Origin of the sequence: Vibrio sp. LB10LO1, from assembly GCF_010092875.1 — a bacterium.
Taxonomy (GTDB): domain Bacteria; phylum Pseudomonadota; class Gammaproteobacteria; order Enterobacterales; family Vibrionaceae; genus Vibrio; species Vibrio campbellii.
Genome location: NZ_JAADJW010000026.1, coordinates 39,611 through 65,994 on the forward strand (window position 1 = coordinate 39,611; position 26,384 = coordinate 65,994).

The following is a 26,384-nucleotide window of genomic DNA, read 5'->3' on the forward strand; positions in this document are numbered from 1 at the left end:
GTAAAATTCTCGCCATTCTAATCGAAAATGACCACAAAGTATGAGCAAATATTCTGACGCTAAAGAGCTTGCTGGCCTGACGCTTGGTAAAAAGACTGAGTACGCAAACCAATACGACGCAAGCTTGCTGCAACCTGTACCTCGCAGCCTAAACCGTGACGACCTTGAGCTTGGCGACAGCCTGCCGTTTTTAGGTCACGACATTTGGACGCTGTACGAGCTATCTTGGCTAAACAGCAAAGGCTTGCCTCAAGTGGCGGTTGGCGAAGTGTACATTCCAGCGACCAGCGCCAACTTGATTGAATCAAAGTCGTTCAAACTGTACCTAAACAGCTACAACCAAACCCGTTTTGCTACTTGGGAAGAAGTGACTGAGCGTCTAACGCAAGATCTATCGGCATGTGCAGGCGAAGCGGTACTTGTGGAAGTAAACCCAGTTAACCACTACACCAACCAACCAATCGTAACGATGGAAGGTGAGTGTATTGATGATCAAGACATTGAAATCACTAGCTACGATTTTGACGCTGCACTGCTTGAAGGTGCTGCTGGTGATGAGCAAGTAGAAGAAATTCTTCACAGTCATCTACTGAAATCGAACTGTCTAATCACCAATCAGCCAGACTGGGGCAGCGTAGAAATTCGCTACCAAGGCGCTAAGCTTGATCGTGAGAAGCTGCTTCGTTACTTAGTGTCATTCCGTGAGCACAACGAATTCCACGAGCAATGTGTTGAGCGTATTTTCACTGACCTGATGAAGTACTGCCAACCAACGAAACTTACGGTATTCGCACGTTATACTCGTCGTGGTGGTTTGGATATCAACCCTTACCGCTCAACGGAACAAGACAAGCCAGCACACAATAATCGCATGGCACGTCAGTAATCTGAGTAGGTAATGAAAGTATTTGAGTTCCATACTCAAACACTAATTACTTAAATACTCAAAAACGCCCAGCTATCTGTTGGATTGCTGGGCGTTTTTCTCTACTATTGATTATTCAAAAATACGTAAATTACGACACAGTTCAAGGGAACGAAAAGGATGTTTTGGGACAGTTCGCGTCTATTTAGGCTGATTGGCTTTCTTTGCTTATTGTTAGCACAGCCACTTCACGCGACCATTTTATCTTCCGCTTTGCTTAATGAAGCTCAGCAACTGGCTGAGATCGAACCTTCACAAGCCAAACAAGCGGCCAAAAACTACCTTTTGCAACGTGAACTGACTGAGCGCCAAGAGAACGGCAGCCCTTCTGCCATGTCTCGTGAAGAGACCGACCGTAGCATCCGCACACCAAGCAGTACGATTGAAGCGCATAAAATCATTGCGCAAGCCGACTACGCCATGGGCAACATTCGCTCTGCCATCAACAACCTTGATGAAGCAGAACGCCTCGCCAAAGAATACCAACTACCGTACATGAATCTGGATGTGCAACTGATGCGCAATCAAATGATTTGGATGTACGACAAAAACTACGCCGCAGCAGAAGAAAAACTCGACCAAATCGAAACACAGATTGAAGAAGCAAATCCGGTTTTACAACGCACTGACAGCGTTCGCTACCGCTTAGTGATGCAGCGTGCACTGCTGGCGGCTAACAGCGGTAATTCGGTAAACGCCGAGCGCTTGTACGCAAAAGCTAAAACCATGCTAGAGGACAATCGCTCAGACCTAACTCTGATTGATTACCACACTGCCGTCGGCGAGTTTTATCTCAACAATAAGAAGTACAACCTTGCCCTGTCAGAGCTGCTATATGGTTACTGGCAATCCATTGAAAATGACAGCGGCGCAAGACTGGCGAAGGTAAACCGTCTGTTAGCACGTCTATTCCAAGAGCGCCGTGTTTACGATAAAGCCATCGAGTACCTCTCTCAGGCGGCCGACTTTTACGACAGCTACCCAAGCTCACCAATTCTGGCTGATGTGTTAGAGCAAATGGGCGATATCTACTTCTACCAAGGTAAATTCAACCTAGCACTGGTGCATTACTTCAATGTGCTTGACCACGACAGCACCAGCAAGAACATCAATCGCATCATCAAGATCCGTTTGAGTCTCGCGGCAACCTACTTACAGCTCTATAACTACGCGCTGGCAGAGCAGTACTTAGATCGTGCTAGGGACTTGTTAGAGTATGCAGATTTACCGCAGTTAGAAGCTAAAGCGGCGCTGCTACAATCTGGCTTGGCGTACCACCAAAACGACAGTAAAGACGTCATCGTCAATGCGAAGAAAGCGCTCGACCTAATAGAGAAAGCACCAGACGAGACGGGCTTTATCAAACAACAGTCCTACCGTTTGTTAGGCTTAGGCTACGAGCAAGCTGGCGAATATCAGCTATCTCTACAAGCGTATAAAAAGTACACCAGCCTAGTTCGACTGGAACAAAAACAACTTAACCAAATCAGTGAAGATGCCTTCCGCCAACAGAAAGAGTTTGCTGAGCAAAGCATCCATTATGTCGGCCAGGCAGAAAAGCTGATTCAAGTGAGCATGGAGCACCGCAAGTTCCAAAAAATCTCGTTCGCATTGTTCATTATCGTATTGGTAATGTTCCTCTTCATCATGCGCCGTGGCGTCATCATGCAACGCCAAGCGACTGAAATTGAAAAACTGCGCGATGACCTGTTTACCCATTCCCGCTCGCGTTTGCGTAACCTACGCATGCTCAACGTTAAGCTCTCGCGCTCTCTGAAGAAATCGAGCGATACGTTCGAGCAGTGGCAGATGGGCGAGCTAATTCACGAACCACTCAACGACCGTTTGCGTTTCGTGATGATTGATTTGCCATTCCTACGCAGCATGTACGTTCAGCATGGTTACAAAGCAGGCTTAGAGTTAGAGCGTGCATTTGGAGAGTTCCTAGCAGAACGCATCCAAAAGCCGACACGTTTGTATCATTTCTCCGATGCTAACTTGTTGTACATCGAGCCAAACGCCGATCGTGATGCCTCTGCAGAAGAAACGTTTAACAAGTTCCAAACTTGGGTGGATGAGTTCGCGGCCAAGCACGATGTGAATCGCATCATTCGTATGGGCATCAGTGACTATCCATTCTTACCACGTGCATACACGGCGATTAACGATGAAGAGTTACTTGACCTGTTACTCCTTGCCACCCACATTGCCCGTGAAGTGAGCTTAAAAGACAGACACAGTCACTGGGTATTCTTGAAGGCAATTGATAACGCACCAGCCGCGAGCTTTGCAACTGGTGACATACGAACCGCGTGTCAACATGCCATCAATCAAGGACTAATAAAGATTCATTCTTCTTATAAGAATGAGGACGACATCAAAAAAATATTAAAAAACGGGTAATTAACCAACGGTTGAGCACGATCAGTGATGACGCTATAAAGTTTTTTGTTATTATCAAATAATCGTCAGTAGTACATGGACTTAACCGTAGTCGCTTCATGGGAATCTTGGAATCCGATATTCAGTCGCAGCTTCATCAGCTGAGTTGTCAACTTGACCAACTCAGGCTGACTCATCGTGATACTTCGCTCAAATTTCAACGTGAGCAGCAAGTTCTAAAGCGAGTTGTGGCATCATTGTCTTCTGCTTGTCAGGGTTCAAACTCTCAAGTAACCAACTACCTGCTCGAAATTCAGCAAGAGCTTGAACATCAAAAAGATGTCAGCACGCTGATCCCTCGTTTAGCAGTGCTAGAAAGAATGCTCAAACAGCAGTCTAAGGCGATGGAAAAACAGACCGGTTATCTCGACGAACAAATCAAACACAGTGGTGAAACGCTTCAACGTATCACTGGCTTGCCTGCGCAGCTAAAACGCGAGTTGCGTAACCTAATGAGCTTTTCGGAAGTTCACGCCGGGACAAAAGTCGACCAAGCAACCAAACTGCTGAGCATCTACGAACGCGCGCTCAAGATCATCACTTCCAACTCACGCCTTAACCTTGGCGAACTAGAAAACGGCCCGGATAAATCTCAATTAGAGTGCCTTGCCAGCGATCTACAACACACCATCACCGAACTCGACTTCGAGGGTGAATCCGGCGATCAACTGTTGGATATTCGCGCCAAGTTACTGTTGGGGGTGAATGCAGAGTCGCTTATCGAACTGACGTTAAATACACTTAAACTGGTCGTGGAAGCCACCAAGTACGAACGTAAATCGTCAGAACAGTTCCTAGAGCAGTTGAACACCTCGCTTTCGAGCAACCTTAAAACCGTTCATCAGAACGTCGACCAACACCAAACCTACTTCGAACATCGCCAAGAGTTAAACTCTGAGATGACCTCCTTGGTGGAACGCAGCCAAGAGTCGGTCGAACAAGCGCAAGATTTAGAAGAATTGAAAGGGGAAGTGTCACCACTTCTGGCCAAAATGGCGTCACTGACCGAACGCTTAAGAATGACGGAAGAGCGTGAACAAGCCCTTCAGGAGCGCTTGAGTTACAGCAAGAATCAACTGGAAGCCGTATTCGAAAGCACACAAGACTATCGTCGACGTTTGGAAGACCAAGCTCAGCGAATGCTGCTTGATCCGCTCACCAAGGTATACAACCGTGCAGCATTCAACGACCGATTGGAACTGGAATACCGTCGCTGGATCCGTTCACAACAGAACCTACGCGTAGTGCTGTTTGATGTTGATAACTTCAAAGCAGTCAATGACAGCTATGGCTACACCGCTGGCGACAAAGCACTGAAGATCATCGCTCGTACCATGAATAAGCGTATCGCCGATACAGAAACCGTAGCTCGCTTTGGTGGTGAAGAGTTCATCTTACTGATCCCAGAACAATCAGAAGAGTACACGCTTGAACTGATGAAAAATATTCAGCGTGATATCAGCAAGCTGCCATTTAAATTCCGTGAACAGAACATCATGATCACGTTGACCGCCGCTTCGACTTCATTCAGAGAAGCAGACAACCCAGAATACGTCTTAGATCGCCTTGGTAATATGCTAAAAGATGCCAAGCAGCGCGGTAACAACCAAGTCAACTGGACCTAAAAGCGTTTAAAAAACAACCAAACGAACCGCTTTCACCCTCTCTTTTGTCATATTGCCTCAAAATTTCAACGAGTTATCACGTTTCTCCCCTTCCAGTCTGCTAAGCTGTTTAAACGCTATAAAACAAAGTCTGCCAACCACTTGAGTAGAACGACACGTATAAGCTAAGTAGGTGAGTTGGTTTCTACCCTATAAAAATGCATTAGCAAGGAGGCCTTATGATTACCCATATAAGCCCCGCAGGTAGCATGGATTTGCTATCACAACTGGAAGTTGAACGTCTTAAGAAAACCGCATCAAGTGAGCTTTACCAGCTCTACCGTAACTGTACGCTTGCGGTCCTCAACTCTGGTAGCCATACCGACAACTCAAAAGAGCTGTTAGACAAATACCTTTCATTCGATGTGAATGTGGTGCGTCGTGAGCGTGGTATCAAGCTTGAGCTTGCTAACCCGCCAGAGCACGCGTTCGTTGATGGTGAAATCATTAAAGGTATCCAAGAGCACTTATTCTCTGTTCTACGTGACATTGTATACGTAAACATGCACTTGGCGGACAACCAACGCCTTAACCTCACTAACGCCACTCACATAACCAACCTCGTATTTGGTATTTTACGTAATGCTGGTGCTTTAACGCCGGGCATTGAGCCAAACCTTGTGGTGTGTTGGGGTGGCCACTCCATCAACCCAACCGAGTACCAATACACTCGCGAAGTAGGTAACGAACTCGGCCTGCGTGAGCTGAACATCTGTACGGGCTGTGGTCCGGGTGCAATGGAAGGTCCAATGAAAGGCGCAGCGATTGGTCACGCCAAACAGCGTTATACCGAGCAGCGTTACCTTGGTTTGACAGAGCCTTCAATCATTGCGGCTGAGCCACCAAACCCAATCGTGAATGAACTGGTGATCATGCCAGACATTGAGAAGCGTCTTGAAGCCTTTGTTCGTATGGCGCACGGCATCGTCATCTTCCCTGGTGGTCCTGGTACTGCCGAGGAGCTGCTGTACATCTTGGGTATCATGATGCACCCAGAAAATGCTGACCAACCAATGCCAATCGTACTAACTGGCCCGAAAGAGAGTGAAGCCTACTTCCGCTCTATCGATGCTTTCATTGCTGACACCCTGGGTGAAGAAGGTCAGAAACATTACCAAATCGTGATTGATGACCCCGCAGAAGTGGCTCGCATCATGAAACGCTCAATGGAAGACGTTCGCCAGCATCGTAAAGAAAAAGGCGATGCGTACAGCTTTAACTGGTCACTGAAGATCGAGCCTGAGTTCCAACTACCGTTTGAGCCTACTCACGATGCAATGGCAAGCTTAAACTTGAACATCAACCAGCAACCACAAGTTCTGGCAGCAAGTTTGCGTCAAGCCTTCTCAGGTATCGTAGCAGGTAACGTCAAAGCGGAAGGGATTCGAGAAATCGAACGTAAAGGTCCGTTCACCATCAATGGTGAGCCAGTCTTGATGAAGAAACTCGACAAGCTATTGAAAGACTTTGTAGCTCAACACCGCATGAAACTTCCTGGCGGGACGGCTTACGAACCATGTTACCGCATTGCCCATCAGGAAAATGGTGGTCGATAGATAACTCAGCTTTGGTTACACTAGGGGCATTACGCCCCTTTTTTATTGCTAAGTCATTATGTCTATTCATCTTGTTATCATTGATGCCCTAAACCTGATCCGCCGCGTGCACTCAGCGCAACCCGATCCTACTGACATAGCAAGAACCATTACCACCACAGGCAGAACACTGACTCGCATCCTGTCTGAGGCGCAACCGACGCACATCATCGCGGTATTCGATCACCACGAGCAAGATCGCGGCTGGCGCGCAGAAATCCTCCCGGACTACAAACAAAACCGAAAGCCCATGCCAGAGCCTTTGATGAAAGGCTTAGACGCGATTCAACAAGCGTGGTGGGAACAAGGTATTGATTCGCTGCTGTCTGAAGGCGATGAAGCGGATGACTTGGTTGCAACTCTGGCCACCAAAGTCGCCAGTCACGGAGAGAAGGTCACGATAGTCTCGACCGATAAAGGATACTGCCAGTTGCTGTCCCCGACTTTGCAAATTCGTGATTACTTCCAACACCGCTGGCTAGATGAGCCGTTTATCGAAAAAGAGTTTGGCGTAAAGCCCTCTCAGCTTGCTGACTACTGGGGCTTAACGGGCATCAGTTCAAGCCAAGTTCCGGGCGTTCCCGGTGTAGGTCCAAAAGCAGCAAAGGAAATTCTCACTCAATTTGAGGACATTGAAGCGGCATACGCAAGTGAAGAGCTGGTACCGAAGTATCGTAAGAAGCTGGATGAACACATTGAGTCTGCGCGTCTATGCAAGCGAGTAGCAGCGCTGAAATGCGATATCGAGCTCGGCTTTAACCTGCAAGACATTCGCTTTACCGGACCAAATCAAGCCGAGTAAGTACCTCTCTTTACACTGTCAGTTTTGGGTTAGACAACACGTTTATAAAATTTGTTGTGTAACCCTTTACATTCACAGCAATGATATTTACCCCATTATTAACCTACAAGGTACTGATTAGTTTATAAGCTAATTCACAGTCTTAGTAAGTAATTTCATTATTTTCAGATCTCCCTATAACGGAGAAAAATAATGAAAAACATCATCTTAGTATCTTTAGTAACACTCCTATCCCTCCCTGCTCTTGCTGAAACTTGCGGTCAACACCTTGATAAAGGCATGCCTTCAACCAACAGCGATCAGTTCCTTTGCCGAGATGGCTATGCGGTTGGGTACAACTACGACACCAAAAACGCAGACTGGGTTGCTTACCACATTACCGCGGAGAGCGTGAACATCACCAACAAACGCAGTAACGCCTTCAAAGAAGACACTGAAATGCCGGATTACGCACGCTCTACCCTAGCGGACTACAAAGGCTCAGGGTACGACAGAGGACACCTTGCGCCATCAGCGACAATGGATTTCACCCAAGAGTCTATGAAGCAAAGCTTTTTGATGAGTAACATGTCACCTCAACTTCCGGGGTTTAACCGAGTTGGTTGGCGAGTTTTAGAAGAGCATGTTCGTGATCTCGCCAATGAATACAACGAGCTTTATGTGGTAACTGGGCCGATTTATCAAGGCAACGAGGGAACAATCGGTAATGGCGTGGTGATCCCAAGCGCGTTTTACAAAGTCATTCTTGATCCAAGCTTTGATGAAGCCATTGCGTTCATTGTCCCACACCGTGATGTTTCAAGCTCTGAGTTAGCCAACTTTATTACCACCATTGACGAAGTTGAGCGTCAAACTGGATTAGACTTTTTTGCACAAACGCCAGATAGCATTGAGGACAACATGGAATCATTAAGATGGGAAGAGATGTGGCCTACCAGCAACTAAGTGACGGTCACGGTTCTTAAACCGCAATAAAAAAGCGCCCTACTGTAGGCGCTTTTTTGATTCCGCTCTATCGCATAGTAACGCGTAGATTAATGTGGAGAGATGTTAGACAAACACTGAATGTGAATCGTGATCTCTTCGCGATCATGGTACAAGTGCTTCGCTTGCAGCTTAAATTTCACCTTGTTCTCAATCAGGAACGTTTTTAGGTTCTCAAGATCTTGCAGCACTTCGTCGTAGCGACCTTTCATTGGTAGCTTAAGGTTGAAAATCGCTTCTTTCGCCCAACCTTTTAGCAGCCACTGACCCATAAGGTGTGCAACGCGTGCTGGCTTCTCAACCATGTCGCACACAATCCAAGTCACGTTTTTACGGTCTGGTTCGAATTTAAAGCCATCCACCATGTGGTGTTTAATTTGACCCGTTTCCATTAGGCTATCCGCCATCATGCCGTTATCCACACAGTGAACAAACATCGAACGTTTTACTAATTGGTAAGTCCAACCGCCCGGACAAGCACCTAGGTCAACACCCCACATGCCAGGAGCCAAACGCTCATCCCACTCCTCACGAGGAATAAAGACGTGGAATGCTTCTTCCAATTTCAGCGTAGAACGGCTTGGCGCGTCTGCTGGGAACTTAAGGCGAGGAATGCCCATAAAGAACTGCGAGTTGTTGCCTGGGTAAGAGTAACCCACGTAACAATGACCCGGCGCCACAAAACAAATATGCAGTACTGGCTTCTTCGCGTTGTCTTTGTTCCACATCAGGCCTTTACCGCGCATCGCTTGACGCATTGGTACGGTAAACTTTCGGCAGAACTTCAGTAGTTCTTTCGCTTCGTTAGTGTCTGGGGTTTCAATACGCAGATCACCACAACGCGGGAATGCTTCAATTTCAGACAGCTCAGCCAAAATAGGGCTGATACGGTCATCGCTTGGTAGCGCTTCAAACTCAGCCGCCACAGCAAACATCTGACGTGCAAAAATCAGTGCGCTAAAGTCGATGCCTTTTGCTAGTTTGTCTGCGTCTCCATCTTGGTAACACTCGAAGACAACATAACCTGAGTTTTTCTTCACACGAGGGAAACCATACACTTCCAGCTGTGTTGCTTTGTCCTGAATTTCACCAGCACACTCTTTCTCAAAGCCAGAACGGCAATAGAGCATTAGTTGTTTCACTTGGAGACCTCTTTGATATTAAACGCAGCAAAAAAGAACAGACACCAGCCGATCATGAACAACAATCCTCCCATTGGAGTGATTGGTCCAAACCACTTAATGCCCGTCAGCGCCAGCGCGTAAAGACTGCCGCTAAAACAAAAGATGCCGATGATAAAGCAAATCGCCGCGATGAAAAAATACTTTTGTGCTTTTTGTCCCAAATTGAGCAACAGCAAAATCGCACAAAATGCGATAGCCAAAGTATGGATGAACTGGTACAAAACGCCGGTTTCAAATACACCAAGTGAATAAGGCGACAACTTCGCTTTCAAACCATGTGCAGCAAATGCACCTAGCGCAACCGAGATCAAGCCAGAAAGACCAGTAAACGAGAGTAACCACTTACTTTTCACGGTACACCTCTTTAATAAATACCGCTAAATGCTCCACTGTCGAGGCAATGTTACCTGCTTCCGTATAGCCAGAGCTCTTGCGTGGCTTAAAGCTGTGGTCACCATCTGGCAGAAAGCTCACTGTGACCTGCTCTGATAATGCAAAGCCTTCGAACTCTTCGCGCTTACCGAATGTATCGCGCTCACCTTGTAGAATTAAGGTTGGCTTGTCGATGCTAGCTAAATGCTCACCTTTGTATTTCTCTGGCTTACCGGGTGGGTGAAAAGGAAAACCTAAACAAGCAATCCCCGCCACCAGCTCATTGTCAGCAAGTAAGCTCGACATACGTCCACCCATCGACTTGCCACCAATCACGATAGGTCGAGTAGTAAAGTGAGCGATCACTTCTTCATAGGCTTCAAGAAGCTTTGGCGCACGATCTGGCGGACGCTTCTTACCGTCTTCCGCTCGCTTAACCATATAAGGAAAATTAAAACGCACCACGCGTATACCCTGCTCAACTAATCCTTTGGCAACAGCAGTCATGAAATCGTGCTCCATGCCTGCCCCTGCGCCGTGAGCAAAAATAAACAGTGGCCCATTTTCAGGTCCCTCAGCTATCCAATGGCTCATCCAATACTTCCTCTTGTTCTTTTCTCGCAGTAGCCAGCATCCAGTCCCTAAACGTCGCGATACGGCCCATGTCCGCTTGCTGTTCGTGACACACCACATAGAAGGCATTCTTCGACACCAATACCTCATCAAATGGCGCGATTAAGCGTCCCGCTTCCATTTCAGGTTTGGCGAGTACGTTGTTTCCTAGGGCAACACCTTGTCCGTGCGCAGCAGCTTGTAACACCATGGTCGAGTGGCTAAAAATCGGTCCATGATTCACATTGATGCCTTCGATATTCTGCTGGCGAGCAAACTGCTTCCAATCTTTACGAGAAGTATCATGTAACAAGGTGTGTAATTTGAGGTCACTTAGAGATTCTAATGGTTTGTTACCCAAAAGTAACGAAGGTGAACAAAGTGGGATCAAAAACTCTTGGTAGAGTTTATCAGCACGCAAACCAGGCCAGTTACCTCGACCATAATAGATAGCCACATCAACATCATCAGTCAGTGAACCTTCATCCATATCAACCGCTTTGATACGTACGTCAATGTCTGGTTCTTGGGCATTAAAATCGGCCAAACGCGGCACCAACCACTGGATAGCAAAACTTGGTGGCAAACTGATGGTCAGCGCCCCTTTTTCGCTACGTTCCAATACCTTATCGGTCGCTTCGGCTATCGAAGTGAAGATATCTTTGATGTCCAGAAAGTAACTTTGCCCCTCTTCTGTCAGCAACAATGAACGATTGCGACGACGGAAGAGTTTCAACGATAGGAACTCTTCAAGAGCCTTAATCTGATGACTTACAGCCGCTTGAGTAACAAACAACTCTTCAGCGGCACGGGTAAAACTAAGATGGCGAGCAGCCGCTTCAAAAACGCGAAGTGAATTCAACGGAGGCAATCTGCGAGACATTATGGGACCTCAAGTAGGATTAGTTTTTTTTATCTGAAACATTATAAAATGTCCGTTGCCGAACAGCCAGATAAATTCTATATTTCACCCCGCAACACGAGCCTGAACGGCTTGATTCCATTTGTGAATCAATTGGCTTCGTTGTTGCGATGTTGTGTTTGCAAACTCGTATTTCGAGTTAGGTAGATTTCTACCATATGTTTTGTCCACACTCCCTGTGACAAAACAGATACTTCCTGTATTTATTTTGACCTGTCTGTCAAATTTCTTGCACCGCCTTATTAGGCGGTGTTTTTTTATCTGAAAAATCCCACCATCCCTCTTCTCCAGGAATTGGTATCCACATCACCTTTTCAGCCGAATTTCGGATTAATTATCGTTATATCAATACCAATTACGAAGTGTGAGATTGAGTTCAATATTATCACTTTATAAAACAAAATTTTGCACGAGTTAAAACAAAAAAAAGCGCAAACTGATTTCTCAGTCTGCGCTTTGTGATTCTCTGCTTTGCTACGCGGTTAAGAGCGCGCGATTAAGGGCGGTAAACCTTCACGTTGTTGAAGCCTTGTTCTTGCAAGTAAAGCGCTTGCAGACGACTCATCACGCCACGGTCACAGTACAGTAGGTATGTCTTCGATTGGTCTAGATCGCCAAACTGAGTACCTAGCTTGTAGAACGGAATGTGTTTTACTTCAACGCCATCGATTTCTAGTGGGTTATCGTCTTCCTCTTCAGGGCTACGAATATCCAGTACGATTGCGTGCTCTTCTACAGCTTGTACTTGCTCAACTTCTGGAGCCGCTTGCTCAGACTCTTTCGCGATATCACGGATGTCCATCATGCGAGCGTCTTGAACCACTTGCTCAAGGATGCTGAAGTCGAATTTCTGCTCTTCTGCTTCTAGCTTGCCTTTCACCGCTTTCACTGTTGGCTTTTTAGAGATAACACCACAGTATTCTGGCATTGTCTTCGCGAAGTCTTCAGTGCCGATTTCACGCGCTAGGTTAATGATGTCTTCTTTGTCCCAGTTGATAAGCGGACGCAGGATAAGAGTATCTGTTACGTTATCGATGTGGCGTAAGTTAGTTAGTGTTTGGCTCGATACTTGACCTAGCGCTTCACCTGTCACTAATGCTTCGATCTTCATCTTCTGAGCAATCATGCCTGCTGCACGCATGAACATACGCTTCAGGATCACGCCCATTTGGCCGTCATCAACTTTCTCTAGGATTTCAGCCACTACTGGTTCGAAATCAACTGAGATGAAACGTACTTTTGCTGAAGAACCGTATTTGTTCCATAGGTAGTGAGAAACCTGCTTAACGCCGATTTCGTGCGCTGGACCACCTAGGTTAAAGAAACAGTAATGTACTTTAGAGCCACGTTTGATGTGTAGGTAGCTTGAAACACCAGAGTCGAAGCCACCTGAGATTAGGCTTAGTACGTCTTCTTGTGTACCTAGAGGGAAACCGCCTAGGCCTTTGTGACGTGCCAACACTTGGTTTAGCTTGTCGTTGGTTACTTCAACGTTGATCGTTACGTCTGGCTTGCTTAGCTTAACGCGAGCGCTTTCTACCGCTTGGTTAAGGCCGCCGCCTACGTAACGCTCTAGCTCAATAGAAGTAAAATCGTGTTTACCACGACGCTTAGCGCGCACTACGAAGGTCTTGCCTTCGATCAGTGAACCGCTTAGCTCTAAAACTTGCTCGTAAATGTCGTGCAAGTCTTTAAATTCGGTTTGCTTTACTTCAAGAACGTGGTGAATACCTGGCGTGTGCGTCAGGATTTCTAAAACTTCAGCGTGGAACTCGTCACTCTCAGAGGTCACTTCAATGTGATCACGACGGTTGAATACCGCGACAGATTCCGTACGGCTCTTAACGATGTTACGAATGTTGCACTCTAAAATCTTTGTGAAGCGCTTACGCACAGATTCACTTTTTACAAAAATTTCTGGATGGGGCTTTACAATAAATTTCATAGTCTAGTTCGCAGGTTAGTTTCGCAATCAACAATGAGTGATACTCCACCTCGATGCTTCATACGCAGCAAAAGTGCGTCTTGGTCACAAAAGGTAGCCTGAGCTCACTTCAAAGGCGCAAGATTATACACCTAAGCGAAATGGAATGACAAAAAAAGCGAGCTAACGCTCGCTTTTAGTATAAGAACAAATATTCGCTTATTGAATTACGGGCACTTCTTCGCTGTAAAGTGGCTCACCTTGCATGATGCTGATTTCAACGCGGCGGTTAAGTGCGCGGTTTGCATCAGAATCGTTTGGCGCTAATGGCTCAGTATCAGCCATGCCTCGCACTCGTAAGCGTTGGTGCGAGAAGCCTCTTACTTTCTCCATCTCTTGGGCAACCGACACCGCTCTTTGCGACGACAAGTCCCAATTGGAGCGATACAGCTCAGAATCCAGCGGTTGGTTATCCGTATGTCCTGACACTCGAACAATGCCTGGTACATCTTTGACCAATTCGGCAATCTGGCGTACCAGCGGTCTGAACTTCGGCTGCAAGAACGCAGAGCCTTCAGGGAACGCGCCTTTCTCACGCATTCGAATCACGATCTGCTGACCGAGATTTTCGACCTCAATTGCGCCTTGCTCAATTTCACGCTCCAACGCTTTCTTGATGCTTTCCATCAAGGTTTCCATCTCTTGCGATGTTTGTTCAGACTGCTGTTGTTGCATGTCTGATTCCGCCGATTGGTTGTTATGCGTTGACGTTTCTGGCGATTGGCCACCCGTTAGCTTACCTTGGTCTCGCTTAGTACCACCCGCTCGGTCAGATTCTCCTTCATGGAACTCCAACGTCTGCTGAGTGATGTCCATGGTTTGCTGCATGATGACATCAATCGGCGTTGGTTCCGGACGACCCGGTCGAAACTCTTGCGCAATGATGCTGGTGCCCTTTGGAATGTCCTTCACTTCAAGTTGGTTCTGAACACCAAAAGCAAACTTCATCGAACCCGCAATCTGTTTGAACTTCAGTACGTCCATTTCCGAGAACGAAAGCAGCAGTACGAAGAAACACATCAGCAGTGACATTAAGTCAGCGAATGTCCCCATCCACAGCGGGAGGCCGGGTGGTGGACAATCACATTTGTTATCTTCATCCATCAGATGACCTCCGGATTACTCATCGATCTCGAGAGCGCGTTTACCCTCGTTGAGGTAGTTCTTCAGGTAACTGTCGATAACACGTGGGTTCTGACCATCTTGGATTGCCAAAACGCCATCCATAATCAAACGACGGTTTAAGGTTTCTTGATCGCGGCGCAGCGAAAGCTTGTCGGCAATTGGGAAAAACACCATGTTAGAAAGCACCGCACCGTATAGTGTGGTCAAAAGCGCTACCGCCATCGCAGGGCCGATCGCTTTTGGGTCATCCATGTTTGAAAGCATGGCTACCAGACCAACCAGTGTACCGATCATGCCCATCGCAGGAGCTACGTCACCAAACGCACGGAATACACCAGTACCTTGAGTATGACGCTCGTCGGTAAGTGCAATGTCTTTCTGTAGTGCCGCACGTACCACATCTGCATCGTGACCATCGACTAGTAAGTCGATGCCTTTCTGCATAAAGCTGTTGTTGATTTCCATCTCTTCAAGAGCAAGGAAACCACCTTTACGTGCCGCGTCTGCCATTTCAACAATCTTAGCGATCAGGTCTTCTGGCTCATCCGCTTTAAACATGAACGCTTTACCAGCGATCTTAGTCGCGCCGAAGAACTGCCCCATGGTGAACTTCATCAGCACAACAAATGCTGAACCACCAACTACGATTAGGATTGAGGTGACGTCTACGAACATGCCAATGCTGCCACCTAGCACCATCGCCATAATGACGAATGCAAAACCACCAATCAAACCTATTAGGGTTGCTAAATCCACAAAGCACTCCTCTCGCTATACTTAAACATTGCCTAGTCAGGCGAATTATTACTTGTATCGACAACTAGAACAGTTTTTTTAGAAAAATCTTGGTCAATACATCACAAAAAGATCGTTTAGGCTCGAACTAAATGATCGAGATTGTCTCATCAGACCCGTTGAGCGCTAATTTTGTGACAATTATATAAGGTTAAATTTGACCAACTTAGTAGGCTAAGGTAACTTGCGTGCATTCTATTAGAGGCTTGATTAAGGCAGATAAAAGATGGCGGTCAAGAAACCAGAAAACATGACCTTCGAAGCAACCATTGAAGAGCTAGATAGCTTGGTTGATCAACTAGAGAATGGCGATCTTGCCCTAGATGATGCCCTACGTAAATTTGAGCGTGGCATTGCACTGGCTCGTGCTGGTCAAACTAAACTGAGCGACGCCGAACAGCGCGTTAGCATTCTTCTTAGCGAAGATGATGAAGCACCACTGAGTGACTTCAACCCTGAGTCAGAATAATTATCAGTAGTGAGCAATGTGATGCAAGAGACATTGACGTCTTATCAACAAAGAAACAACCAACAACTCAATCAGTGGCTTGAGCAACTGCCTCATCAAGAACAGCCGCTGATTCAAGCGATGAAATACGGCCTACTACTAGGCGGCAAACGTGTTCGTCCTTTCCTTGTTTACATCACTGGTCAAATGCTGGGTTGTAAACCTGAAGATCTTGATACGCCCGCTTCTGCAATAGAGTGTATCCATGCCTACTCTCTGATTCATGATGATCTACCAGCCATGGATGATGATGATTTGCGTCGCGGTCAACCAACTTGTCACATCAAGTTTGACGAAGCGACAGCCATCCTAACTGGTGATGCACTTCAAACGCTTGCCTTCACCATTCTTGCCGAAGGCGAACTGAATCCGAACGCAGAGAACCAGCGTATAAAAATGGTACAAGCTCTAGCGCAAGCCTCTGGTGCTGGCGGTATGTGTCTTGGCCAGACGTTGGATTTAGGTGCAGAAAATCGTCGTGTATCCCTCGCAGATTTGGAAGAAATTCATCGCAATAAAACTGGTGCACTGATTAACTGTGCCGTAAAACTGGGCGCGTTAGCCGCAGGCGAAAAAGGCCTAGAAGTTTTGCCACACCTAGAGCGCTACTCAAAAGCGATTGGTTTGGCGTTTCAGGTTCAAGACGATATTCTTGATATCATCAGTGACACAGAAACACTGGGTAAGCCTCAAGGTTCAGACCAAGAGCTGAACAAGAGTACTTATCCATCTCTACTGGGTTTGGAGGGAGCAATGGAGAAAGCTCACACTCTGCTACAGGAAGCTCTTCAAGCATTGGAAGCAATCCCATACAATACTCAGTTACTCGAAGAGTTCGCCCGATATGTCATCGAGCGCAAGAACTAAACTATAAGCGCGCATTTATATGACTCTTGATATTTCAAAGTACCCAACACTGGCGTTAGCAAATACACCGGAGGAGTTGCGTCTTCTTCCGAAAGAAACATTGCCAACATTGTGCGATGAACTACGCACGTATCTGCTAAATTCAGTGAGTCAGTCTAGCGGACACTTAGCGTCTGGCTTAGGCACAGTAGAGCTAACCGTAGCTCTGCATTATGTATACAACACACCCGTAGATCAGTTGATCTGGGACGTAGGCCATCAGGCTTACCCACACAAGATTCTCACTGGTCGTCGTGATCAGATGCCAACTATCCGTCAGAAAGACGGTCTTCACCCATTCCCATGGCGTGAAGAGAGCGAATACGACACCCTATCCGTTGGTCACTCCTCTACTTCTATCAGTGCTGGTCTTGGCATGGCCATCAGTGCGCAAAAAGAAGGTGAAGGTCGTAAAGTGGTCAGCGTTATTGGCGACGGTGCAATCACCGCGGGTATGGCTTTCGAAGCGATGAACCACGCTGGTGACGTTCACCCAGATATGCTGGTGATTCTGAACGATAACGAAATGTCGATCTCAGAAAACGTAGGCGCACTGAACAACCACCTTGCTAAAGTCCTTTCTGGCAGCCTATACACCTCTATCCGTGAAGGCGGTAAGAAAGTGTTGTCTGGTGTCCCACCAATTAAAGAGCTGGTTCGTCGTACGGAAGAACACCTAAAAGGCATGGTTGTTCCTGGCACGTTATTCGAAGAGCTAGGCTTCAACTACATCGGCCCTATTGATGGACACGATGTGAATGAGCTGGTCAAAACGCTGAAAAACATGCGTGAGCTGAAAGGCCCTCAATTCCTGCACATCATGACCAAGAAAGGCAAAGGTTATGAGCCAGCAGAAAAAGATCCTATTGGTTACCACGGTGTACCAAAGTTCGACCCATCACATAACAGTTTGCCGAAGAGCAGCGGTGGCAAGCCGACCTTCTCTAAGATCTTTGGCGATTTCCTATGTGACATGGCGGCGCAAGATCCTAAGCTGATGGCAATTACGCCAGCGATGCGTGAAGGCTCTGGTATGGTTCGCTTCTCGAAAGAGTACCCAGAGCAGTACTTTGACGTCGCGATTGCAGAGCAGCACGCCGTGACTCTCGCGACAGGTATGGCAATTGCGGGCGATCATCCGATTGTAGCAATCTACTCTACCTTCCTACAGCGTGGTTACGACCAGTTGATCCACGATGTAGCGATCATGGACTTACCGGTGATGTTCGCTATCGACCGTGCTGGTCTGGTTGGCGCCGATGGCCAAACCCACCAAGGTGCGTTCGATCTGAGCTTCATGCGCTGCATCCCGAACATGGTGATCATGGCTCCAAGTGACGAAAACGAATGTCGTCAAATGCTTTACACGGGTCATAAGCACACAGGTCCAAGCGCGGTTCGTTACCCACGCGGTAGCGGCATGGGCACAGACATCGAAAAAGACTTCACTGCACTTGAAATCGGTAAAGGCCGTATCGTTCGAAAAGGCGAGAAAGTGGCAATTCTAAGCTTCGGTACCTTCCTAGGTAACGCACTAGAAGCGGCTGAAAGCCTAAATGCAACGGTAGCAGACATGCGCTTTGTTAAGCCACTTGATGAAGCCTTGATCCGACAGCTAGCAGCTGAGCACGATGTGCTAGTTACGCTTGAAGAAAACGCGATTGCTGGTGGTGCTGGTGCGGGTGTGGTTGAGTTTATGATGCAAGATAAGATCATCATGCCGGTACTGAATCTTGGCTTGCCAGATCGCTTCGTTCCTCAAGGCACACAAGACGAGCTACACGAAGAACTTGGCTTAGATGCGAAAGGCATCGAGAGGTCGATCAACGATTACTTAGCTAAGTAAGCGTACGTAATACAACGAAGTAAACACAGAAAAGGGATGCCGTGGCATCCCTTTTGTTTATTTGTCGATTGTCAGAACTATGCCATAAGTACTACGCGATAAGTACTACATCCAGCCTGCGTATTTCGCCACTAAAAACAGTGCGATACCCGCCATAATGCCTGCCACGATATCATCAATCATGATACCTAAACCGCCGTGAACACGTTTATCCAACCAACCTATTGGCCATGGTTTTACCATGTCAAAGAAGCGGAACAAGATAAAGCCAGTTAGTAGCCACTTCCATTCCGTCACTGGAATATTCAATGCTGGCACAAGGCTCATGGTGATCCAAAAGCCCGCAAACTCATCCCATACGATAGAGCCATGGTCGTGAACACCCATGTCATCTGATGTCACTTGGCAAATCTTAATGCCAATCACGCAGGAGAAAAGCACGACAACCACGTAAAGTGGAAAAGGCAGTTGTGCCAACAGGAGGAACAACGGCACTGCCGCAAGCGTCCCCATTGTCCCAGGCACCACTGGTGATAAGCCGCTACCAAAACCTGTCGCCAAAAGATGCCACGGGTTCTTTAATGAAATCAGAGAGAGAGGGTTGGTCATTTCCTTAAACCTATACTGCAAGTTTGGTATCAATCTTAGGCTAACGCCTAGCTCAGATTATTTAAAGTGGTCAAAGCCACTGAGATCCCAATCAAGAGGTTGATTGTTATCGTGCAGCTCAAACGTGCCTCTTGGTCGAATCTGGCCAACACACGTGACTTTACATCCCGTGTGCGACAGTGCGCTTTGCAATGAGCCGTGGTTCTGCTCTGGCACAGTAAAACACAGCTCGTACTCTTCACCACTTGATAAAGCATACTGCTGAGCGCTGACCTTATCATCTAAAAACTGAACTAATTCTGAAGATATCGGCAGCTGGGAGACATCCAGGCTAACCCCCACATCAGAACGTTTGAGAATGTGCTTGATATCAGAGATCAAACCATCAGAAATATCAATCGCCGACGATGCCAACCCAATGAGTGCTTGTCCGGCTAATACACGAGGAGTACTGAGATAATGTGCTTTTTCAAGCTCTGGCGCTGCAATGCGTGAGCGCAGTGAATCATCCAAAATCACATCCAGACCAGCTTTGGCATCACCAAGGTTACCTGTCACATACACCCAGTCACCGACTTTTGCTCCAGAGCGAGTCAAAGCTTTGCCCTCTGGTACAAAGCCTTGCACCGTAAGTGTCAGGCTCAGTGGACCTTTGGTGGTATCACCGCCAATGAGTTGAATACCAAAGTAGTCTGCCAGCTCAAAAAATGCATCACAGAAAGGCGCAAGCCAAGCTTCATCTGGCTCAGGCATGGTCAATGCAAAGCTCACCCAAGCTGGGGTTGCACCCATTGCAGCCAAATCACTGATGTTAGAGGCCAGCGCCTTATGCGCGACCCAAGCAGGGTTGGCATCGGCAAGGAAATGAGTACCAGCCACCAGCGTATCGGTACTAATGGCAATTTGTACGTTGTCTGGCGCTTTCACTAACGCACAATCGTCACCTGCCGCTAGGTGTACGTCTTTGCGCTGGTTTTGGCGTCCAACAAAATACTTATCGATCAGATTAAATTCACCAGACATTGTTCACTTACTGTTTGATGTAAAAGCTTTTGATACAAAAAAGGTCAGCATCTGCTGACCTTTTTAATGAAGAAATCGTTATTTCTTACGTACGTGTGGCGCCGCTTTATCTAGCACACCATTCACAAATTTGTGGCTGTCTTCTGCCGCGAATACTTTTGCAAGTTCAATCGCTTCGTTGATTACCACTTTGTAAGGAACATCTTCGCGACGAGTCATCTCGTACATAGCAAGGCGAAGAAGAGCAAGTTCCATCATGTCTAGATCCTGCATTGGACGTGACACGTATGGACGGATTTTGCTATCTAGCTCAGAGTGGCTAAGTACAACACCGCTTAGTAGTTCACGGAAGTAAGCTACGTCTGTTTCTGGAGCAGCTAGTGCAGGCTCAGATGCGTGAAGTTCTTCTTCATCGTATTTGTCGCCAGACAAAAACTGTTCTTCGATCGTGGCAACATTGTCTTTAGTAATTTGCCATGAGTAGATCGCTTGTAGCGCGAATTGACGTGCGTTACGACGTGCGGCTGGTTTCACACTGGCCCCCATTAGGAATCAATTTCAGATAGTACGTTAATCATTTCAAGTGCGCTTAGTGCAGCCTCTGCACCTTTATTACCAGCCTTGGTTCCTGCGCGTTCAATCGCTTGATCGATAGTATCAACAGTCAGTACGCCAAACGCCACTGGAAGACTGTATTCCAGAGAAACTTGTGCAAGACCCTTGTTACACTCACTACAAACATAGTCAAAGTGTGGTGTACCGCCACGGATTACTGTACCTAGAGATACGATTGCATCGTACTTACCAGTCTTAGCAACACGTTGAGCTACTAGAGGTAGTTCTACGGCACCTGGACAACGAACAACAGTGATGTTGTCTTCGCTTACTTGTCCGTGACGCTTTAGTGTATCGATCGCACCAGATAGTAGGCTTTCGTTAATAAAACTGTTGAAACGAGAAATAACGATAGCAATTTTTGCATTTGGCGCTGGGAAGCCACCCTCGATCACTTTCATAAGCTTTCCTTTAACTCTATTTATAAGTGAAAATTGTTCATCAAGTGAGAATCGCCGGATTCTATCACAAATTTGTGAGCAATATCTAATGGAAATTGGAGACGAATCACGAGTTCCTAGCCTTAACGATGATAAGTGCTCGCAAGACTAGGAACCTGTAAGTCAGTTGTTATTCGCAGACGTACTCAACTACGTTCAGGCCAAAACCGCCTAGCGCGTGGTACTTTTTGTTGGTCGAAGAAAGCAGACGCATATCGTGCACGCCTAGGTCAGCAAGAATTTGCGAACCAACGCCTACACGGCGAGAAGTGCCTTGTTTCTTCGCAAGCGTTGGGGCTTCACCTTTATCTTGCGCTTCAAACATCTTAACGCGGTGAACAAGTAGATCGGTTGATTCTTCATTGCCAAGTACAACCAATACACCACCCTCTTCGCCAATGCGCTTCATTGCCTTCTCTAGTGTCCAACTGCGCTCTGCATTGCGGTCACTACGAAGTACATCGGTAAAGACATCTTGTAGGTGGACACGAACCAATGGTGCATCTTCTGTTAGGTCACCTTTGCACATTGCGTAATGCACTTGGTTATCGATAGTGTCTTTGTACGTCACCAGCGTAAACTCACCGAACTCCGTTGGTAGTGCGCATTCTGCCACACGTTCAATGGTCGTTTCTGTGTTGTTGCGGTATTCGATAAGATCCGCAATGGTACCCAGTTTCAAACCGTGCTTTTCAGCGAACACTTCTAAATCTGGGCGGCGCGCCATCGTGCCATCGTCGTTTAGGATCTCAACGATAACCGATGCTGGCTCAAGACCAGCCAGACGAGCTAAATCACAACCAGCCTCAGTGTGGCCTGCACGAGTTAGAACACCACCATCTTGTGCTGCTAGAGGGAAGATGTGACCCGGTTGTACTAAGTCTGCCGCTTTTGCGTTTGGCGCGACTGCAGCTTGTACAGTGCGAGCGCGGTCAGCTGCAGAAATACCCGTTGTTACACCTTCAGCCGCTTCAATAGAAACGGTAAAGTTGGTGGTGTATTGTGCGTTGTTGTCTTGCACCATTGGCGGAAGGCCAAGGCTCTCACAACGAGTTTTTGTCATGGTTAGACAGATTAAGCCACGGCCATGCGTAGCCATAAAGTTGATAGCTTCCGGCGTAATGTGCTCGGCAGCCATGATCAAATCACCTTCATTCTCGCGGTCTTCATCATCCATTAGGATGACCATTTTGCCTGCGCGAATGTCATCAATAATCTCTTGAGGCGTGCTGATAGGCATATTCTGTTTCCCGTTATTCAAAAATTTATTATTGCAGCAGCAATGCGTTTAACGTTTCGTTGAGCTACGTCTACTGGCTTTGGTCAGCAAAGCAGTTTGAAGCCAACCTTTATTAAGTCAATTAACCTGATAACGTTCTGTGATTGTGGTCGGTTTCGTTTAAGCAAAACCATTTTGCTGCAAGAAATCCATGGTAATTCGTGATTCTTGCGACTCTTCTTTTTGACCTTGTAGCAAACGCTCCATGTAGCGAGCTAACACGTCCACTTCTAGGTTCACTTTACGACCAACTTGGAACTGATCGATGGTCGTCTCTTCACTAGTGTGAGGAACAATCGTTAATTTAAAACCATTCTTACGTAGGTCGTTGACGGTCAGACTAATGCCATCCACTGTGATAGAGCCTTTTTCTGCCACGTACTTACAAATTTCAGCTGGCATCTCAACCCAAAATTCAATCGCACGGCCGACTTGATTACGTTCAACAATCACACCCACGCCATCGACGTGACCAGACACTATGTGGCCACCAAAACGAGTGGTCGGTAGCATGGCTTTTTCGAGGTTCACTTTGTCACCAACTTGGTAAGCAGCAAAACCGGTTTTGTTCAGCGTTTCCAGTGACAAATCCGCACTGTAGTAGTGACTACCGAAGTCGACGACTGTCAAACACACACCATTGGTCGCGATACTGTCGCCTAACTTAACGTCAGACATATCCAACTTGCCTACTTCTACCGTTACGGTGATGTCTTCGCCTTTTGGCGTAATAGCAGTCAGCTTGCCAACTGCCTCTACAATTCCTGTAAACATAATGCTTCTTTCTAGCTTTGGTTGCGTTTGACGGTTGCGGTAATGCGAATATCCACACCCACCATTCGAACATCGGTAATAGTTAAATCGATAACTTGGGCCATCTCAGTTAACCCAAGTGCACCAATCAAGCCTCGTCCATCGCTGCCCATCAATTTGGGTGCAAGATAAACAATCAGTTCATCTACAAGGTTAGCTTTGATTAACGAACTCGCGAGCGTCGCTCCTGCCTCGACCCACAAGTGATTGATATGGTATTCGCTTGCTACATTTCTTAGTGTTGCCGCTAAGTCAATTTGGCCGTTTTCATCCAGTTCAGGGGCCATATCGCCACCTTGGCTGACAATGATACGCTCACCGTCAGTATTGAATAGCTTTAGATCATCACTAAGTTGAGACTGGCGATCGAAAATAACGCGCGGAGGCTGACGGACATCTTCTTGGGGATATTGCGTTTGCACGCTTTTTGGCAAATCCTCCCAGCGAACATTCAATGACGCATTGTCATCAATCACAGTTTTGCTGGTTGAGAGAATCCCACCGCTCAATGCACGATAACGCTGCACATCTTGGCGAGCCTTTGGGGAGGTGATCCATTGACTCTGACCATTATTGAGTGCACTTTGCCCATCGAGGCTGGCTGCCATTTTCAACTGAATGTATGGCATGCCCGTTTGCATGAATTTGATGAAGCCTTTGTTCAGTTCAATAGCTTCGCTTTCTAACAAGCCGACCTGAACTTCTACCCCTGCATCACGCAGCATTTGAAAACCGCGCCCTGCGACTTTCGGGTTGGGATCTTCCATCGCACAGACAACGCGTGCGACTTTGGCTTTGATGAGCCCTTCAGCACAAGGTGGCGTGCGGCCATAGTGAGAACAAGGCTCCAACGTTACGTAAGCTGTCGCACCTTGGGTTTTATCCCCCGCCATACGCATAGCGTGGACTTCGGCATGAGGCTCGCCTGAACGGTGATGATGGCCTTCGCCAACTATTTCACCGTCACGGACAATAACACAGCCTACATTCGGGTTAGGTGCCGTTGTATAAATGCCGCGCTTCGCTAACTTGAGCGCACGCGACATCATTTCAAAATCTTGAGAGGTAAATTCTGAAGAGAGAGATTGTTGAGCCATGATTCAATCAGTCTTCTAGGCGAGCAATTTCTTCGCCAAATTCACGGATGTCTTCAAAGCTGCGGTAAACCGATGCGAAACGGATATAAGCGACTTTATCCAGCTCTTTTAATTGGTCCATAACTAGATTACCAATCATCTCGCTAGGTACTTCACGCTCACCAGTGGCACGTAGTTGTGACTTAATCATGCTAATCGCTAGCTCGATAGAATCGGCACTCACTGGACGTTTTTCTAGGGCACGCTGTATACCACCGACCATCTTGTCTTCGTCGAAGGGTTCGCGGTTGCCGTTTGACTTAATCACTTTCGGCATCACCAACTCTGCCGTTTCAAACGTAGTAAAACGTTCGCTACATGCAAGACACTGGCGACGACGACGAACCTGATGGCCGTCAGCGACTAAGCGGGAATCAATTACTTTTGTATCGTTCTCAGAACAAAAAGGACAATGCATATCACCTCCAAATAGCGTGCGATTGGGTTCGTCCCAAAAGCAAGACTAGTGTAGCGGAATTGCTATGTTAGAGAAAACAAAAAGGGGCACTACTGCCCCTTTTTCAATCAATATCAGACGTTTTCTGTTAACTGCGTGCTAGGTAGTTTGCTTTACCAACCCATTTGTAGCTGGTTAGCTCTTCCAAGCCCATAGGACCACGTGCATGCAGTTTCTGAGTGGATACCGCTACTTCTGCACCAAGACCAAACTGAGCACCATCCGTAAAGCGTGTTGCCGCATTGACGTAGACTGCGGCAGAACCCACTGAGTTGATGAACAACTCTGAGTTTTCTAGGCTGTTAGTCATGATCGCATCTGAGTGACTCGCGTTGTGAACACGCATGTGATTGATCGCTTCTTTCACATCAGCAACTACTTTTACACCAAGCGTGTAACTTAGCCATTCCGTATCAAAATCGCCTTCACCCGCATCACGAATTTGCTTTGCTTGCGCCATGAGCGCTTTTGCTTTTGGCTCCGCAACGAAGGTCACTTTGTCGTTCATGCGATCTACAATCATTGCTAGGAATTGCGCTGCCACTTTTTCATGAACAAGCAGAGTATCTAACGAGTTACATGCTGAAGGACGTTGAACTTTTGAGTTTTCAACAACATTCAATGATTTTTCTAGATCCGCTGATTCATCAACAAAAATGTGGCTAATCCCAAACCCACCAATGATCACTGGAATGGTGCTGTTCTCTTTACACATTTTGTGTAGACCAGCGCCACCACGTGGAATGATCATATCGACGTAATCGTCTAGTTTCAGCAGTTGAGAAACCAACTCGCGGTCTGGCTTTTCAATGTATTGAACAGAAGCCGCTGGCAAGTTCGCTTTCGCTAGCGCAGATTGAATAACCTTTACCAATTCCATATTAGAAAAGAACGTCTCTTTGCCACCACGAAGGATGCTTGCGTTACCTGTTTTTAGACACAGTGCAGCAATATCGATGGTTACGTTTGGACGCGCTTCGTAAATCACGCCAACCACACCAAGTGGTACGCGACGACGAGACAGAGACATGCCGTTTTCTAGCACTTTGCTGTCAATCTCGCTGCCCACAGGGTCATTTAGACTGATTACGTTACGCACGTCATTGGCAATGCCTGTTAGACGCTCTTCGTTCAATAGAAGTCGGTCAAGTAGAGCATCGGTAAGACCCGCTTCGCGGCCCAGTTCGATGTCTTTTGCGTTTGCAGCCAAAATAGTTGCTGCGTTAGCTTCTAGCTCATCAGCAATGATCGCTAGTGCTTGGTTCTTTTGTGCGGTTGACGCTGTCGCCAATTCGAAAGCTGCATCTTTGGCAGCTTTACCCATATTCGTTAAATCCACGTTGCTT

25 protein-coding genes are annotated in these 26,384 nt (G+C 47.0%); 9 read left to right on the plus strand and 16 right to left on the minus strand.

Annotation, left to right across the window (positions count from 1 at the left end):
* Window positions 1–40: 40 nt before the first annotated feature.
* The 6 genes from queF to GXP65_RS17660 all read left to right on the plus strand — a co-directional run bounded on the left by queF (window position 41) and on the right by GXP65_RS17660 (window position 8,373).
* Window positions 41–886 carry an NADPH-dependent 7-cyano-7-deazaguanine reductase QueF gene (queF, locus tag GXP65_RS17635; RefSeq protein WP_038891670.1) on the plus strand — a complete coding sequence of 282 codons (846 nt, stop codon included), beginning with the start codon at window positions 41–43 and terminating at the stop codon, window positions 884–886.
* 159 nt (window positions 887–1,045) lie between these two features.
* Window positions 1,046–3,328, plus strand: coding sequence for a tetratricopeptide repeat protein (locus tag GXP65_RS17640; protein WP_162093374.1), 2,283 nt, complete (start codon window positions 1,046–1,048; stop codon window positions 3,326–3,328).
* 98 nt (window positions 3,329–3,426) lie between these two features.
* Window positions 3,427–4,992 (plus strand): GGDEF domain-containing protein, encoded by a 1,566-nt coding sequence (locus tag GXP65_RS17645; RefSeq protein WP_162093375.1) that lies wholly within the window; start codon window positions 3,427–3,429, stop codon window positions 4,990–4,992.
* A 218-nt stretch (window positions 4,993–5,210) separates the two neighbouring features.
* On the plus strand, window positions 5,211–6,587 hold the full coding sequence (gene ppnN, locus GXP65_RS17650) for a nucleotide 5'-monophosphate nucleosidase PpnN (RefSeq protein ID WP_005432689.1): 1,377 nt from the start codon (window positions 5,211–5,213) through the stop codon (window positions 6,585–6,587).
* Between the two features lie 58 nt (window positions 6,588–6,645).
* Window positions 6,646–7,428: a flap endonuclease Xni gene (gene xni / locus GXP65_RS17655; RefSeq protein WP_005432691.1), complete on the plus strand. Its 783-nt coding sequence runs from the start codon at window positions 6,646–6,648 to the stop codon at window positions 7,426–7,428.
* A gap of 192 nt (window positions 7,429–7,620) precedes the next feature.
* Window positions 7,621–8,373: a DNA/RNA non-specific endonuclease gene (locus tag GXP65_RS17660; protein ID WP_038891664.1), complete on the plus strand. Its 753-nt coding sequence runs from the start codon at window positions 7,621–7,623 to the stop codon at window positions 8,371–8,373.
* An 89-nt stretch (window positions 8,374–8,462) separates the two neighbouring features.
* On the opposite strand, the gene rlmM is transcribed toward GXP65_RS17660, so the two are convergent.
* The 7 genes from rlmM to pomA form a co-directional block, all read right to left on the minus strand.
* Window positions 8,463–9,554: a 23S rRNA (cytidine(2498)-2'-O)-methyltransferase RlmM gene (rlmM, locus tag GXP65_RS17665; protein WP_010648228.1), complete on the minus strand. Its 1,092-nt coding sequence runs from the start codon at window positions 9,552–9,554 to the stop codon at window positions 8,463–8,465.
* Window positions 9,551–9,949 (minus strand): DUF423 domain-containing protein, encoded by a 399-nt coding sequence (locus tag GXP65_RS17670; RefSeq protein ID WP_162093376.1) that lies wholly within the window; start codon window positions 9,947–9,949, stop codon window positions 9,551–9,553. Before GXP65_RS17670 ends, rlmM begins: the two co-directional genes overlap by 4 nt.
* Window positions 9,939–10,562: an alpha/beta family hydrolase gene (locus tag GXP65_RS17675; protein WP_162093377.1), complete on the minus strand. Its 624-nt coding sequence runs from the start codon at window positions 10,560–10,562 to the stop codon at window positions 9,939–9,941. The genes GXP65_RS17670 and GXP65_RS17675 overlap by 11 nt, the downstream gene beginning before the upstream one ends.
* Window positions 10,543–11,463 (minus strand): transcriptional regulator GcvA, encoded by a 921-nt coding sequence (locus GXP65_RS17680; protein WP_005447583.1) that lies wholly within the window; start codon window positions 11,461–11,463, stop codon window positions 10,543–10,545. Before GXP65_RS17680 ends, GXP65_RS17675 begins: the two co-directional genes overlap by 20 nt.
* A gap of 535 nt (window positions 11,464–11,998) precedes the next feature.
* The gene (gene thiI / locus GXP65_RS17685) at window positions 11,999–13,447 is read right to left on the minus strand and encodes a tRNA uracil 4-sulfurtransferase ThiI (protein ID WP_162093378.1); all 1,449 of its coding nucleotides are present in this window, start codon (window positions 13,445–13,447) and stop codon (window positions 11,999–12,001) included.
* A gap of 198 nt (window positions 13,448–13,645) precedes the next feature.
* A complete protein-coding gene (locus GXP65_RS17690; RefSeq protein WP_005530654.1) occupies window positions 13,646–14,590 on the minus strand; it encodes a flagellar motor protein MotB in 945 nt (314 codons plus the stop codon).
* 15 nt (window positions 14,591–14,605) lie between these two features.
* Entirely contained in the window at window positions 14,606–15,367 is a 762-nt protein-coding gene (gene pomA / locus GXP65_RS17695) for a flagellar motor protein PomA (protein WP_005427558.1), read from the minus strand.
* Between the two features lie 265 nt (window positions 15,368–15,632).
* Here pomA and xseB point away from each other — a divergent pair, with 265 nt between their 5' ends.
* From xseB to dxs, 3 genes are read left to right on the plus strand one after another with little or no spacing between them, the layout of a single operon-like run.
* The gene (xseB, locus tag GXP65_RS17700) at window positions 15,633–15,875 is read left to right on the plus strand and encodes an exodeoxyribonuclease VII small subunit (protein ID WP_005427560.1); all 243 of its coding nucleotides are present in this window, start codon (window positions 15,633–15,635) and stop codon (window positions 15,873–15,875) included.
* Between the two features lie 21 nt (window positions 15,876–15,896).
* On the plus strand, window positions 15,897–16,781 hold the full coding sequence (ispA, locus tag GXP65_RS17705) for a (2E,6E)-farnesyl diphosphate synthase (protein WP_162093379.1): 885 nt from the start codon (window positions 15,897–15,899) through the stop codon (window positions 16,779–16,781).
* A gap of 19 nt (window positions 16,782–16,800) precedes the next feature.
* The gene (gene dxs, locus GXP65_RS17710; protein ID WP_162093380.1) at window positions 16,801–18,666 is read left to right on the plus strand and encodes a 1-deoxy-D-xylulose-5-phosphate synthase; all 1,866 of its coding nucleotides are present in this window, start codon (window positions 16,801–16,803) and stop codon (window positions 18,664–18,666) included.
* 105 nt (window positions 18,667–18,771) lie between these two features.
* On the opposite strand, the gene pgpA is transcribed toward dxs, so the two are convergent.
* From pgpA to GXP65_RS17755, 9 genes are all read right to left on the minus strand, one after another.
* Entirely contained in the window at window positions 18,772–19,275 is a 504-nt protein-coding gene (pgpA, locus tag GXP65_RS17715) for a phosphatidylglycerophosphatase A (RefSeq protein ID WP_010648210.1), read from the minus strand.
* Between the two features lie 57 nt (window positions 19,276–19,332).
* A complete protein-coding gene (gene thiL / locus GXP65_RS17720; protein WP_038891656.1) occupies window positions 19,333–20,298 on the minus strand; it encodes a thiamine-phosphate kinase in 966 nt (321 codons plus the stop codon).
* A 78-nt stretch (window positions 20,299–20,376) separates the two neighbouring features.
* Window positions 20,377–20,844 (minus strand): transcription antitermination factor NusB, encoded by a 468-nt coding sequence (gene nusB / locus GXP65_RS17725; RefSeq protein WP_005440182.1) that lies wholly within the window; start codon window positions 20,842–20,844, stop codon window positions 20,377–20,379.
* Window positions 20,844–21,314 carry a 6,7-dimethyl-8-ribityllumazine synthase gene (gene ribE / locus GXP65_RS17730; protein ID WP_005440184.1) on the minus strand — a complete coding sequence of 157 codons (471 nt, stop codon included), beginning with the start codon at window positions 21,312–21,314 and terminating at the stop codon, window positions 20,844–20,846. Before ribE ends, nusB begins: the two co-directional genes overlap by 1 nt.
* Window positions 21,315–21,483: 169 nt before the next feature.
* Window positions 21,484–22,593, minus strand: coding sequence for a bifunctional 3,4-dihydroxy-2-butanone-4-phosphate synthase/GTP cyclohydrolase II (ribBA, locus tag GXP65_RS17735; protein WP_038891655.1), 1,110 nt, complete (start codon window positions 22,591–22,593; stop codon window positions 21,484–21,486).
* Window positions 22,594–22,752: 159 nt separating this feature from the next.
* Window positions 22,753–23,406, minus strand: a complete 654-nt coding sequence (locus GXP65_RS17740) for a riboflavin synthase (RefSeq protein ID WP_005424876.1) — start codon at window positions 23,404–23,406, stop codon at window positions 22,753–22,755.
* 11 nt (window positions 23,407–23,417) lie between these two features.
* The gene (gene ribD / locus GXP65_RS17745; protein WP_162093381.1) at window positions 23,418–24,542 is read right to left on the minus strand and encodes a bifunctional diaminohydroxyphosphoribosylaminopyrimidine deaminase/5-amino-6-(5-phosphoribosylamino)uracil reductase RibD; all 1,125 of its coding nucleotides are present in this window, start codon (window positions 24,540–24,542) and stop codon (window positions 23,418–23,420) included.
* 7 nt (window positions 24,543–24,549) lie between these two features.
* The gene (nrdR, locus tag GXP65_RS17750; RefSeq protein ID WP_005424846.1) at window positions 24,550–24,999 is read right to left on the minus strand and encodes a transcriptional regulator NrdR; all 450 of its coding nucleotides are present in this window, start codon (window positions 24,997–24,999) and stop codon (window positions 24,550–24,552) included.
* 127 nt (window positions 25,000–25,126) lie between these two features.
* Window positions 25,127–26,377, minus strand: coding sequence for a glutamate-5-semialdehyde dehydrogenase (locus GXP65_RS17755; RefSeq protein WP_162093382.1), 1,251 nt, complete (start codon window positions 26,375–26,377; stop codon window positions 25,127–25,129).
* Between the last annotated feature and the right edge of the window lie 7 nt (window positions 26,378–26,384).